This is a genomic window from Polaromonas sp. (assembly GCF_012927455.1).
GTDB lineage: Bacteria > Pseudomonadota > Gammaproteobacteria > Burkholderiales > Burkholderiaceae_C > Polaromonas.
This window is the reverse complement of the sequence record NZ_JABBPE010000015.1, coordinates 95,627-108,082: the sequence shown is the minus strand read 5'-3', so window position 1 is coordinate 108,082 and position 12,456 is coordinate 95,627. Positions and strand designations below refer to the sequence as shown.

General features: G+C 62.5%; 15 protein-coding genes. 8 read left to right on the top strand and 7 right to left on the bottom strand.

Translation table 11 applies throughout. The features are described from left to right. Positions 1-60: 60 nt before the first annotated feature. From HHJ18_RS12775 to HHJ18_RS12760, 4 genes are all read left to right on the top strand, one after another. On the top strand, positions 61-231 hold the full coding sequence (locus tag HHJ18_RS12775; protein WP_296915841.1) for a hypothetical protein: 171 nt from the start codon (positions 61-63) through the stop codon (positions 229-231). A 372-nt stretch (positions 232-603) separates the two neighbouring features. Beyond that, positions 604-1,818 (top strand): acetyl-CoA C-acetyltransferase, encoded by a 1,215-nt coding sequence (locus HHJ18_RS12770; RefSeq protein ID WP_296915840.1) that lies wholly within the window; start codon positions 604-606, stop codon positions 1,816-1,818. A 172-nt stretch (positions 1,819-1,990) separates the two neighbouring features. Then, a complete protein-coding gene (locus HHJ18_RS12765; protein WP_296915838.1) occupies positions 1,991-2,566 on the top strand; it encodes a chromate transporter in 576 nt (191 codons plus the stop codon). Next, complete coding sequence (locus tag HHJ18_RS12760; RefSeq protein ID WP_296915837.1) at positions 2,563-3,147, top strand: chromate transporter; 585 nt, start codon at positions 2,563-2,565, stop codon at positions 3,145-3,147. Before HHJ18_RS12765 ends, HHJ18_RS12760 begins: the two co-directional genes overlap by 4 nt. 36 nt (positions 3,148-3,183) lie before the next feature. Here the strand turns inward: HHJ18_RS12760 and nhaR are convergent, their stop codons facing one another. After that, positions 3,184-4,098: a transcriptional activator NhaR gene (gene nhaR / locus HHJ18_RS12755; protein WP_296915835.1), complete on the bottom strand. Its 915-nt coding sequence runs from the start codon at positions 4,096-4,098 to the stop codon at positions 3,184-3,186. A 26-nt stretch (positions 4,099-4,124) separates the two neighbouring features. On the opposite strand from nhaR, the gene HHJ18_RS12750 reads away from it, so the two are divergent. Further along, entirely contained in the window at positions 4,125-4,316 is a 192-nt protein-coding gene (locus HHJ18_RS12750; protein WP_296915833.1) for a hypothetical protein, read from the top strand. A gap of 20 nt (positions 4,317-4,336) precedes the next feature. Further along, positions 4,337-5,269 carry a sodium-dependent bicarbonate transport family permease gene (locus HHJ18_RS12745; protein ID WP_296915831.1) on the top strand — a complete coding sequence of 311 codons (933 nt, stop codon included), beginning with the start codon at positions 4,337-4,339 and terminating at the stop codon, positions 5,267-5,269. Between the two features lie 79 nt (positions 5,270-5,348). On the opposite strand, the gene rlmB is transcribed toward HHJ18_RS12745, so the two are convergent. The 3 genes from rlmB to HHJ18_RS12730 all read right to left on the bottom strand — a co-directional run bounded on the left by rlmB (position 5,349) and on the right by HHJ18_RS12730 (position 8,347). Beyond that, positions 5,349-6,098 (bottom strand): 23S rRNA (guanosine(2251)-2'-O)-methyltransferase RlmB, encoded by a 750-nt coding sequence (gene rlmB / locus HHJ18_RS12740; RefSeq protein WP_296915829.1) that lies wholly within the window; start codon positions 6,096-6,098, stop codon positions 5,349-5,351. A 264-nt stretch (positions 6,099-6,362) separates the two neighbouring features. Then, positions 6,363-7,382 (bottom strand): TrkA family potassium uptake protein, encoded by a 1,020-nt coding sequence (locus HHJ18_RS12735; protein WP_296915827.1) that lies wholly within the window; start codon positions 7,380-7,382, stop codon positions 6,363-6,365. 236 nt (positions 7,383-7,618) lie between these two features. Next, positions 7,619-8,347: an ABC transporter ATP-binding protein gene (locus tag HHJ18_RS12730; protein WP_296915825.1), complete on the bottom strand. Its 729-nt coding sequence runs from the start codon at positions 8,345-8,347 to the stop codon at positions 7,619-7,621. Here HHJ18_RS12730 and HHJ18_RS12725 point away from each other — a divergent pair. Then, on the top strand, positions 8,346-9,092 hold the full coding sequence (locus tag HHJ18_RS12725; protein WP_296915823.1) for an arylesterase: 747 nt from the start codon (positions 8,346-8,348) through the stop codon (positions 9,090-9,092). The genes HHJ18_RS12730 and HHJ18_RS12725 overlap by 2 nt on opposite strands. Beyond that, positions 9,089-10,165, top strand: coding sequence for a tRNA 2-selenouridine(34) synthase MnmH (gene mnmH / locus HHJ18_RS12720; RefSeq protein ID WP_296915822.1), 1,077 nt, complete (start codon positions 9,089-9,091; stop codon positions 10,163-10,165). Before HHJ18_RS12725 ends, mnmH begins: the two co-directional genes overlap by 4 nt. 115 nt (positions 10,166-10,280) lie before the next feature. On the opposite strand, the gene HHJ18_RS12715 is transcribed toward mnmH, so the two are convergent. From HHJ18_RS12715 to HHJ18_RS12705, 3 genes are all read right to left on the bottom strand, one after another. Further along, a complete protein-coding gene (locus HHJ18_RS12715) occupies positions 10,281-10,472 on the bottom strand; it encodes a hypothetical protein (protein ID WP_296915821.1) in 192 nt (63 codons plus the stop codon). 67 nt (positions 10,473-10,539) lie between these two features. Continuing rightward, positions 10,540-11,739 carry a PLP-dependent transferase gene (locus tag HHJ18_RS12710; protein ID WP_296915820.1) on the bottom strand — a complete coding sequence of 400 codons (1,200 nt, stop codon included), beginning with the start codon at positions 11,737-11,739 and terminating at the stop codon, positions 10,540-10,542. A gap of 150 nt (positions 11,740-11,889) precedes the next feature. Then, positions 11,890-12,414: a phosphoribosyltransferase gene (locus HHJ18_RS12705; protein WP_296915818.1), complete on the bottom strand. Its 525-nt coding sequence runs from the start codon at positions 12,412-12,414 to the stop codon at positions 11,890-11,892. Between the last annotated feature and the right edge of the window lie 42 nt (positions 12,415-12,456).

Here is a 12,456-nt window from a genome sequence, read left to right as displayed (position 1 = left end):
CCCCGATTGCCGGCAAGCACACAACCACCCACAGTAAGAGCGTCACTTTGGGAGAAAACAATGTCTTTTGCGCTTTACATGGTCGGTTTCGTCATTTTTCTGGGCGGCATTATCTGGGGCGCCGTCGTCGCAGGTATTCCGACCCTTTACATCGCCATAGGCTCGCTGATCATTTTGGGCATAGGCATTTTCAGCGCCGTCGGTCGTACGCGCGGCAAGGACCCGTCCTGAGCGGTCTGATTTTCGACAGCGAATCTAGTTGATGTCGCTCAGGTCGACTTGGCGCAGCGTAATTTGACAGCCCTTGCCAGCGCCGTCAACGTCGGGTGAAGCCTGCGTTTAACCCGACCTGCGGGAATAGCGGCGGCAACGCAGCTTATCCATAAAAAATAGTAAAAAAATAGCTAAAAGTGGCTGCGACCGCTGTGTAACGGGTGCTAGCAGCTATAAAAAGCATAGCGCCAAGACAAGCCAGCAGCGCAGTCTGCAAGCCCTGCCGCTGATCCACTTGGCGGCCTGACCCCCTGCCTGCAAAATCACCTCTTCAAAGTGCGGCCACTGCACTTGCCAAGTTCCCACGTCCTTTTTTTCAGGAAGCCTCCCATGACCGAAGCCTTCATCTACGACGCCATTCGCACGCCGCGCGGCAAGGGCAAAAAAGACGGCAGCCTGCATGAGGTCAAGCCCGTTGACCTGCTGGCCGGGGTACTTATAGCGCTGCAGCGGCGGAGCGGCTTTGACACCGCCGCTGTCGATGATGTGGTGATGGGCGTGGTTTCGCCCATTGGCGAGCAGGGCGCGGTCATTGCCAAGGTGGCGGCGCTTAAAGCGGGCTGGGACTTTCAGGCCTCGGGCGTGCAGATCAACCGTTTTTGCGCCTCAGGCCTCGACGCGGTGAACCTGGCCGCGCAAAAAGTGCGTTCGGGCTGGGAAGACCTGGTAGTTGCCGGTGGCGTGGAAAGCATGAGCCGCGTGCCGATGGGCTCCGACTGGGGCGCGTGGGAGCAAGACCTTGCCACTGCGCAGGTGCCGGGTGCCACGTTGTGGGTGCCCCAGGGCATAGGCGCCGACCTGATCGCCACCCTGGAAGATTTTACCCGCGCCGAGCTGGATGCTTTTGCTGTGGAAAGCCAGCGGCGTGCCGCCCGGGCGCAAGCGGCTGGCTACTTTTCCAACTCCCTCGTGCCGGTCAAAGACTCACTGGGCCAGACCCTGCTGGACCACGACGAATTCATTAAACCGCAGAGCACGCTGCAAGGCCTGGCAACGCTGAAACCGGCGTTTGAGCAGCTTGGCGCCACCGGCTTTGACGCCGCAGCGTTGCAACGCTACCCGCAAGTCAAGCGAATCATTCACGTTCACCACGCCGGCAATTCGTCGGGCATTGTCGATGGCGCGGCGGCTGTACTGGTTGGCTCTGCAGCGGCCGGCAAAACGCATGGCCTGAAGCCGCGCGCCCGCATTGTCGCGGCAGCCCTGAGCGGCGCCGACCCGACCATCATGCTGACCGGGCCTATGCTGGCGGCGCGCAAGGCGCTGGCCAAGGCCGGCATGACGATTGAGCAGATCGACCTGTTTGAAGTCAACGAAGCCTTTGCCGCCGTGGTGCTGCGCTTCATGAAGGAAATGAAGGTGCCGCATGACAAAGTCAACGTCAATGGCGGCGCGATTGCGATGGGCCACCCCCTGGGCGCGACTGGCGCGATGATTCTGGGCATGCTGATTGATGAGCTGCAGCGGCGCCAGCTGCGCTACGGCATGGCCACACTGTGCGTAGGCGGCGGCATGGGCATTGCGACGATTGTGGAGACACTTTGACGAAGGCCGTCCTGCCCCTGATGCCAGCCGATGCACTCCTGGCTTTGTCAGTCTTTTAGCCCTCTAGCCCATACAGCGCGGGCGCAGGCAGCTATATTTTCAATAGCATGGCAGCGGCCGCCACGTCAAGCCTGCGCCCGCGCTGCCGGCTACCCGCAGTGATAATCGACCCATGAACTCCCTGCCTGCGCAAGATCGTCCACAACCCAAATCCCTGACCGACCTGTTTGTATCCTTCACCTTGCTGGCGCTGCAGGGCTTTGGCGGCGTGCTGGCCGTGGTGCAGCGCGAACTGGTGGAAAAAAAGCGCTGGATGACGCGCGAAGAATTCATCGAAGACTGGGCGGTGGCGCAAATCATGCCCGGCCCGAATGTGGTGAACCTCTCGCTGATGGTGGGCGGGCGCTACTTCGGCCTCAAGGGTGCCATGGCCGCACTGGCGGGCATGCTGACGGTGCCGTTGCTGCTGGTGCTGCTGCTGGCGCTGGTCCATGCCCAGTTTGCCGACCACCCCGGCGTGGCGGGCGCCCTGCGCGGCATGGCTGCGGTGGCCGCCGGGCTGATTGCGGCCACCGGCCTGAGGCTGTACGGCGCGCTGCAAAACAACGTGCTGGGTGCGCGGCTGTGCGTGGCGCTGGGCCTGCTCACCTTTGCGGCGATTGCGCTGCTGCGGCTGCCGCTGGCCTATGTGCTGCTCGGGCTGGGCGGCCTGGCCTGCGTGCTGGTATTTCGCCGGCTCAAGCCATGAACGAGCCGCTGCAACTGGTGTTTGTCCTGCGCGACTGGTTTGACCTGTTCATGCACTACCTGTCGCTGTCGCTGCTGTCGGTGGGCGGCGCCATCAGCACGGCGCCCGACATGCACCGCTTTCTGGTCGACAAGCAGCACTGGCTGACCGACGCGCAGTTCAACGCCTCCATCGCCATTGCGCAGGCCGCGCCCGGCCCCAACGTGCTGTTTGTCGCGCTGCTGGGCTGGAATGTCGGCCTGAACGCGGGTGGCATGCTGAGTGGACTGCTCGGCGTTTTTTTGGCGCTGCTGGGCATCCTGATCCCCAGCACCGTGCTGACTTACTCGGCGGCGCAGTGGGGCCACCGCAACCGCGAGTTGCGGGCGGTGCGCGCTTTCAAGCAGGGCATGGCGCCCATCGTGGTCGCGCTGATGCTTGCCACCAGCTGGATTCTGGCCAGCAGCAACGGCGGCACGCTGAAAGACTGGCCGGTCTGGCTGCTCACGGCGGCAACGGCAGTGATCGTCTGGCGCAGCAAAATTCATTTGCTGTGGCTGCTGGGCGCCGGTGCCTTGCTGGGCTGGTTCGGCCTGATTTAACGAACGTGCCCAGGCCCGCAAAGGCAGCGGGCGCCCTCAGTGAAACAGCTCATTGCGGGCCGCTGCCGTGATGGCGGCAACGGCCGGGTGCCTGATCCGGCGCTCTACCGAGATGGCGTAGAACTCCTCCGTCAGGTCGGGCGCGGCGCCCAGCATCACGACGCCATACTGGCGCCGGATCTCGGCTTGTAGCACAGTGGGCGCGACAAACACGCCGCGCCCTTCCCTGCCAAAGTATTTCATCAGCGCGCTGTCATTGAACTCCCCGCTGATTGCCGGACTGAGGGTGTGCTGGTCCAGCCAGTTTTCCAGCCGGGGCCGCAGTGCCGCGTCAAAGGCCGGCAGCAGCAAGGGCAGACGCTGCAGGCATTCAGGAAACGTCGCGCGTGCGCGCGCCGGCGAAAGGCCCGCCGCCTTGAGCAGTGCCGGGGCCGCAAAAAAACTGCTGCCGCTACGGCCCAGCGCATGGCTGAAGGCCTTGACGCTGAGATTGGCGGGCAGCGGGACATCGGAAATCACCAGATCGAGCCGATGCACGGCCAGCTCGGCAAGTAATGACGGCAGCTGGCCTTCGGTGCAGTGCAAACGCACCGCCGGCTCAGTCCTCAAGCCCGGCTCCAGCACGCGGTAGGCGACCGATTTGGGCACCGAGTCGGTGATGCCAACACGAAAAACAGGCACTTGAGCGCCATCGCGTCCGCTTTGCAGCGCGTCTTGCAGCTCGGCCCCGAGCGCGAAGATGGCGTCGGCATAGTGCAGCACCAGCTTGCCCACCGCCGTGGGCTGCAGCCCACGGCCGGCCTTGCGCAGCAACGGGCGCCCGATACGCGCTTCCAGCATCTTGATCTGCCCGCTCAGCGTCTGCGGCGTTAGGTGCAGTTGCTCACCGGCGCGTGCCATGCCGCCTGCATGAACGACCGTCCAGAAGTAATAAAGGTGTTTGTAGTTCATGGCCCGGCCGCAATCAGGATAAAGCAATGGTTTTTTCGATGTATTCATATTTTAAATTCGAATTTACTTTCATCATTATTGAATCTAAACTGGCTCTCCATGATCAGGCTTCCAACCACCCCCACCACCCCAAGCACCCCAACGACTTCTCTTTTGAGCCAGACCCGCCGGTGCTGGCTCGCTTCGCCAGGCAGGGTCGCGACCTTGCCGGTTTTTGAGCTCAGCGGAGCGCCCACTGATGCCTGACGCCATCGTGCTATTTTTTCTGCTGGGGCTGGCTGCGCGCCTGGTTCGCAGCGAGCTGCGCTTGCCCGACGGGCTGTACGACATGCTGTCTTTCTACCTGCTGCTGGCGATCGGCCTGAAGGGTGGCGTCGAACTCAGCCGCCAGCCGATGGCCGAACTGGCGCCGCAGGTGCTGGCCTGCATAGGCCTGGGCGCCGCCATTCCGTTTGCGCTGCTGCCGCTGCTGCGCCGGCTCGGGTTTTCGCTGGCCGACAGCGCCTCGCTCGCCGGCCACTACGGCTCGGTCAGCGTGGTGACCTTTGCCGTGGCCTGCGCCTATCTGCTCAAGGCTGGCGTATTTTTTGAAGCACACGCCGCGTTGTGGGTGGCGCTGATGGAAGCGCCGGGTCTGGTGGCCGCAATTTTTCTGGCACGCTGGGGGGCCAAAGGGCCAGGCGCTGACTGGAAGAAGCTCGCGCATGACGTGTTTCTGGGCAAGTCGGTACTGCTGCTGGCCGGCGGCCTGCTGATAGGCGCGGCCGCCGGTGAGGCCGGCATGGCGCCGCTCAACGCCGTTTTTGTCGACCCGTTCAAGGGCGTGCTGGCGCTGTTTTTGCTGGAGCTCGGGCTGGTCGTGGGCAGTCGCCTTGGCGAGGTGCGCCGCTTCGGCCCGCGCCTGCTGGTGTTCGCGCTCGGCGCCCCGCTGCTGCTGGCAGTCGCCGGAGCGCTGACCGGCAAGCTGCTGGGCCTGAGCGTGGGCGGGACGGCGCTAATGGCGACGCTGGCCGCCAGCGCCAGCTACATTGCCGCACCGACGGCCATGCGCATTGCGGTGCCCGAGGCCAACGCCGCGCTGTCCATCACCGCGGCGCTGGCAATCACGTTTCCGTTCAACCTGGTACTGGGCATTCCGCTGTACCTGGCGCTGGCCCAGTTCCTGAATTGAAAAATGGCTGCCAGTCCTCGCCCCGCCTGCGCTATCAGCTATCAATAAAGTAGCAAACTGCGCCTGTCACTTAAGCAACTCAGATCCTCTGGCGCAGCGCCTCGTACAGGCAGACGCCGCTGGCCACCGAGACGTTCAGGCTTTCGACCGCGCCGCGCATCGGGATGCTGACCAGTTCGTCGCAGGTCTTGCGCGTGAGCTGGCGCATGCCTTCGCCCTCTGCGCCCAGCACCAGCGCCACCGGGCCCTTAAGGTCGACGTCGTAAATCGTTTTAGGGGCATCGCCCGCGGTGCCTATGCACCAGATGGCGCGCTCTTTAAGCTCACCCAAGGTGCGTGCCAGATTGGTCACCATGAAGTAAGGCATGCTGTCGGCCGCGCCGCTGGCGACTTTGGCCACGGTGGCGTTGATGCCGGCCGCGTGGTCTTTCGGGGCAATCACGGCATGCGCGCCGGCGCCGTCGGCCACGCGCAGGCAGGCGCCCAGGTTGTGCGGGTCGGTCACGCTGTCGAGCACCAGCAGCAGCGGCTGCTCGATGCCGGCCGCCTCCAGTTGCTCCAGCAGTTCATCAAGCGAGGTGACCTGCGCCACCGCATTGACCCGCGCCACCACGCCCTGGTGGCCGTGGCTGCCGCACATCTTGGACAGGCGCAGCCCATCGGATTCGATCAGGCGGGCGCCGAATTCAGTGGCGCGCTCCAAAAACTGGCGCATGCGAGCGTCGCGGCGCGAGGCTTCGTAATAGATTTCAATGACCGATTGAGGCGCGGTCTTCAGACGCACACCGACAGCGTGAAAGCCGAAGAGAACTTTGGGAGAAGAGGACATGCGGGAATTATCGCTGCTGGCGCACTGGTCACCGGCGCAAGAAACCTGCGTCGGTAATCGATGCGGGCGCGTTCAGTTTCTTGCCGCTTGCTTGCTATTATTTCAATAGCTGCTTGCGCCCGTATTCATTAGGCTATAGGCCTAAAACACCCTTAAACGACGCGAATTTTCCAGCCTTGACCATGACTCGGCGCTGGCGACTTTGGCCGCGGTGCCGTTGAGACATGCGCAACGGTCGCCGATACAAAGCACACCGGCTGGCGCTCAGGTTTTGAGCAAGTTCTCCAGATGCGCGCGCCCGCCCGGGCTGGCCATCAAAACCAGCGCAGCACCGGCTTTGACCAGATGATCATCGGCCGGATTGAACACCCACTGGCCATCCTCATGGGTGGCCATGAGGATGTAGTCCCTTGACTTTGGAATCAGCTCGGCCAAAGGTGTAGCCGGAAAGTCGGCCGGCACCATCACTTCCTCGACGCGCAGCCCTTCATCGCTGCGCATCATCTGGTCCATAAAATTGACGACATGCGGGCGCACCATGGCCGAGGCAATGCGCATGCCACCGGTGAAGTCGGGCGAGACGGTTTCATCGGCCCCGGCTCGTCGCGCCTTGCTGGCGTTGCGCACGTCATGCACGCGCGCCACCACCCGCGTCTTTGGGTTCAGCAGCTTGACCGACAGCGACACCATGAGGTTTTGACTGTCGTCTCCGGCTACCGCAAACACGCCGGCCGCTGCCATGACCCCTGCCTTGCGCAGGGCATCGTCGTCGGTCGCATCGTCATGCAGGTACAGCGTGTCGGGGTGATGCTCCAGCCAGCGCTCGAGCGCTTCACGGTCGCTCTCGATGACCACCGGTACGCGTTTGGTCTTGAGCAGTTCATCGGCCACGTTGGAGCCGACGCGACCAATGCCGCAGACGATGTAGTGACCGGCGAGCTTGGCGATGTCCTTTTCCATGCGTTTTTTCCTCAGGGCGGCGTTGAGATCAGATTCGAGCAGCAGGGCCACAAAAGTGGAAAACATATAGCTCATCGTGCCAATGCCAATCACGGCAATGAACACGGTGAACAAACGCCCTATCGGGTGCCGGCTTAAATCCACTGTTTCACCGTAGCCGATGGTGGCCACGGTGATAAAGGTCATGTAGAAGCTGTCAATCCAGCTTGCCGACGGTTGGCCGAGGTATCTGTAGCCGAGCGTGCCTATGACATGAACCAGGATCAGCAGCACCGCGCCGCACATCAGCCCCGAGACGTGCCTGCCTCGCAAGATTTTTTTCAAGCCGCTTCCCGCCCAGATAGATTGATGATGCGCTAAATTGTAGCCAGCATGGCGTTATGACTGCCTTTGCGATTGGGACCGGAATCAGGATCCATCCCGGCCGATGCTGAAGCGGCCTGATCGGGCGGCCACCCGGCCTGCTGCTCGGTGGAGAGGGGGCTTATAGTTCGAATATTCGCTATGTTTTTAATAGCTACTAACGCCCACGGAACATAGGCTACAGCCATTTTTTATACTTATGCAGCGGGCACCAGCTGCCCCGCCTCGATAGTGATGCGCCTTTCGCAGCGCGATGCAATCGCTTTGTCATGGGTGACCAGCACCAGCGTGGTACCGAGCTCCTGGTTCAGCTCAAACATCAGCTGCATGACGGTTTCGCCGGTGGCAAAGTCCAGGCTGCCGGTCGGCTCGTCGGCCAGCAGCACGGCGGGTTGCACGACAAAGGCGCGCGCCAGCGCCACGCGCTGCTGCTCGCCGCCCGACAGCACCTTGGGGTAGTGGCCCAGCCGCTCGCCCAGACCGACTCGCTTGAGCATGTCGGTGGCCTGCGCGCGGGCGCCTTTGCTGCCCGACAATTCGAGCGGCAGCATGACGTTTTCAAGCGCCGTCAGATTGCCCATCAGCTGAAAGCTCTGAAACACAAAACCCACCTGCTGAGCGCGCAGGGCGGCGCGGTCGTCTTCGCTGATGGCAAAGATATCGTGGCCGGCCAGCCGCACTGTGCCCTGGGTCGGGGTGTCGAGCCCGGCAATGATGGACAGCAGCGTGCTTTTGCCCGAGCCCGAAGCGCCCACAATGGCGGCGGTTTCGCGCGCATTCAAGGAAAAATCAATATCGCGCAAAATAGTTAAAGTGCCGGTGGAGTCGGTGACCGACTTGAAAACATGCTCAACGGAAATAATTGAAGATCTGGGGGACGCTGGTGTAGCGTCGCCACGAACGGAAGAAACTGCGGGTTCAAACATGTCAGCCTTATCAGAAAACTTGAAATTTGCCTGGCTCGACTTTAGCAAGCCTGACCGGGCGGCGCAAAACCGGTGGTCAAGCTGGTTAGGTTGGTCAAGGCCACTCGGCGCGCTGCTGGTCGCGACCTGCTTAAACACGCCCGGCGGGGTTCACGCGCAGGCTGAAGCTAAAACGCTGACGGCGCCTGCAGGCACCATTTTGGTGGTCGGCGATTCGTTGAGCGCTGAGTACGGTCTGAAACGCGGCACCGGCTGGGTGCCCTTGCTGGAAAAGCAGTTGGCCAGTGAGAAGAAAAGCGCCAGGGTCGTGAACGCCAGCATCAGCGGCGACACCACGTCGGGCGGACGTTCGCGTCTGCCGGCCCTGCTGGCGCAGCACCGGCCCGCCACGGTGGTGATTGAGCTGGGTGGCAACGACGCCCTGCGCGGCTTGCCACTGGACATGACGGCGCAAAACCTGGCCGCCATGACGCAGGCCGCCAAAAAGGCCGGCGCCAAGGTGCTGCTGGTCGGCATGCAGGTGCCGCCCAACTATGGCAGCGCCTACACCAACGGTTTTGCACGGCTGTTTGGCCAGGTAGCCAAGGCCGAACAGGTAGCACTGGTGCCGTTTTTCCTTAAAGGCATTGCCGATGTGGACGACGCGGCCAGCCGCTTCCAGGCCGACCGCATTCACCCCAACGAGCAATCGCAAAGCCAGATGCTGGCCAATGTGTGGCCCGAACTGAAGAAATTGATCAAGTGAGTCTAGAGCGCATATCGGCCGAGCAAGCGCTCGGCAAATTAGGTGATTTTTCCGACGTGATTGACGCGAGAAGTGAGGGCGAATACGCCGAAGACCACCTGCCCGGCGCCGTGAACTGGCCCAGCCTGCATGACGACGAACGCAAAATCGTTGGCACGCAGTACAAGCAGATCAACGCCTTTGAGGCCAAAAAGCTGGGCGCGGCACTGGTGGCCCACAACATCGCCGCACACATCCAGCGCGAGGTGCTGGACAAACCGCGCGACTGGCAGCCGCTGGTGTACTGCTGGCGCGGCGGCAAACGCAGCGGCTCGCTGGCGCTGATCCTCGACCAGATCGGTTTTCGGGTGACGCTGGTCGACGGCGGCTACAAGGCCTTCCGGGCGGCGCTGGTGGCCGATCTGCCGCAGCTAGCGGCGCGCCACCACTACCAGGTCGTCTGCGGCACCACGGGCTCGGGCAAAACCCGGCTGCTGCAGGCACTTAGAGCCGAGGGCGCGCAGGTGTTGGACCTGGAGGCGCTGGCGCAGCACCGCAGTTCGGTGCTGGGCATGATTCCAGGCGTGCCACAGCCCAGCCAGAAAGCCTTTGACAGCCGCATCTGGGCGGCGCTGCGCGGTTTTGACCCGGCACGTCCGGTTTACATTGAAAGCGAAAGTAAAAAAGTCGGCAATGTGGCGGTGCCCGAAGGCCTGATAGCGGCCATGCGCGCCGCCCCTTGCCTGCAGCTGGAACTGGCCGAAAACGAACGCGTGGCGTTGTTGCTGGAAGACTACGACTTTTTCGTCAAGGACACGGCCTTTTTCTGCGAGCGCTTGCAGGCCCTGACCGAGGCGCGCGGCAAGGACACCGTGCAGGATTGGCAGGTGCGCGCGCGCAGCGGTGACGTGGCCTCGGTGGTGCGCGAATTGCTGGTCAAGCACTATGACCCGGTTTACCTGCAGTCGATGCGGCGCAACTTTGCGCACTATGCAACGGCCCGGGTGATTGCCCCGCGCGACCACAGCGAGGCGGCGATGAAAGTGCTGGCGCAGACCATGCTGGCCGAGCCGCAAACGACAAACCCGGCCTGACTGCTGCGCAGTGAAGCCGGGTTGCGTGTGGAATGCTATTAAATAAATAGCTGACTGCTCCCGTATTTAAAGGGCTAGAGCAAGTTTTTACCTGTTTTTTTAGCTGGCCGCCAGTTCACGGTGCGGCTTCGGCCGGCGGCTGGTCTGGCTGGCCGTCGGCGGAGGTTTCCGAAGTCTCGGAAGTCTCGGTGCCGTCATCGGGCTCGTCGGGCTTGCCTTCGGTTTTACGCTTGAGCTTGTCCTCTTTTTTACGTTTTTTAGCAAGCTCTTTCTGGCGCTTTTCATAGGAGTAATTGGGAGTTGCCACGGCGTGCTTTCTTGAATGAACAACCCTTACTGTACTGCATTAGCCTGTTGGCCCAACCAGCCTGAAATCAGGCCTTCTCAAGTGCCTGGGCCAGGTCGGCCTGCAGATCGGCCACCGCCTCCAGGCCGACCGAAAAACGCACCAGCCCCCCATGATGGGGCCAAGGCGTGGTGCGCACGGCCGGCACGTCGTAAGGCGCGCACAAGCTCATAGGACCGGCCCAGCTGTAGCCCAGCCTGAAAAGGCGCAGGCTGTCGCAGAAACGGTCAATCCGCTGCTGCGTGAACTCGGGCTTGAAGACGGCGCTGAGCAGGCAGGCGGCGCCGCTGCAGTCGCGCTGCCACACCGCATGACCGGGCGAGCCTGGCAAGGCCGGATGCAGCACGGCTGCGATCTGTGGCTGGCGCTGCAGCCAGAGCGCCAGCTGGCGGGTGGCGGCATCTTGCGCGGCGTAACGCAGCGCCATAGTGTTCAGGCCGCGCAGCACCAGCTCGGCGTCGTTGCCGCTGACGCCGTAACCCACGCGCATGTGGCAAAAGTGGACAAGGTGATGCAGCGCTTCGTCGTTGGTGACCACCGACCCCATCAGTACGTCGGCGCCGCCGCTGGGGTATTTGGTGAGGGCCTGCACCGACACATCGGCGCCTAGCGTGAAGGCATTGAAGGCCAGGCCGGCGCCCCAGGTGTTGTCCAGCGCGGTGATGCTGCCCAGCGGATGGGACTGCTCAGCGGTCTGGTTGTGCGCCTTGACTACTGCCACCAGCGCAGGCAGATCCGGAAACTCCAGCGTGACGGAGCCCGGCGCCTCGAGCCAGACCAGCCGCGTCTTGCGGCTGAGTTTGGCCGCCAGATCGGCCGGATTCATGGCGTCATAAAACTGAAAACTGATGCCCCAGGATGTGAGTTCGGCGTGGGCAAACGCCTTGTTCGGGCCGTAGGCGTTGTCGGGAATCAGCAGCTCATCGCCCGCCTTGAGGAACGCCATGTCCACCAACACCACGGCAGCCAGGCCGCTGGGCGCCAGGGTGCAGAACTTGCCGCCCTCCAGCGTCGCGATGCGCTCTTCTAGCGTGAAGGTGGTGGGCGTGCCGTGCAGGCCATAGGTGTAGCCGGTCTTGTGCTTCCAGTCGCGGCTGCGCAGCGCAGCGACGTTGGGAAAGATCACGGTGGAGGCTTTATGAATGCCCGGTTGAACGGCCTGAAAACCAGCGGGCGGCTCGTATGCGTGGTGGATCAGTTGTGTGGAGGTGTGGGGTATGTCGCTCATGAGCCCATATTAACGGCTCACTTCATACGGCGCGGTCAGCGATCGCGGGACTTAAACCCAGCAGGGGCCGCGGGACTGGCTTTGCCAGGCCGCAGGCGCAGCGGCCCCCTCGGGGGGCAGGGAGCTACGCGCAGCGAGCGACCGTGGGGGTCATATCTTCCACTTGGCCATCAGCTGCACCGGCGTGAGCGCGTCGTAACTTTCAAACGGCTGGTGAATCCACGGATTGGTGGGCAGCAGGTCCACTGAATAATCGGCCTGGAAGGTGGACACGCCTTTGGTCCAGATCACGGCGCTGCGTAGCTCGGTGATCGGCTTGTAGTTGTTGCGCAGCTGGTGAATCACGGCGTTCAGCGTCTTTCCGGAATCAGCCAGATCATCGACCAGCAGGACCTTGCCGGCGATCTCGCCCTTGGGCGTGGTGATGAAGCGCGCGATGTCGAGCTTGCCCTGCAGGGTGCCCGCATCGGCGCGGTAGGAGCTGGTGGACATGATGGCCAGCGGCTTGTCAAAAATGCGCGAAAGAATGTCACCAGGGCGCATGCCGCCGCGCGCAAGGCACAAGATCACATCGAACTGCCAGCCGGACTGGTGCACCTTGATGGCCAGTTTTTCGATCAGATTGTGGTATTCGTCGTAGCTGACGTAGAGATGCTTGCCGTCTTCGGTCAACATGGAATTACTCCTGATTTGATAGCTGGTTGCGCCCGTATTCAT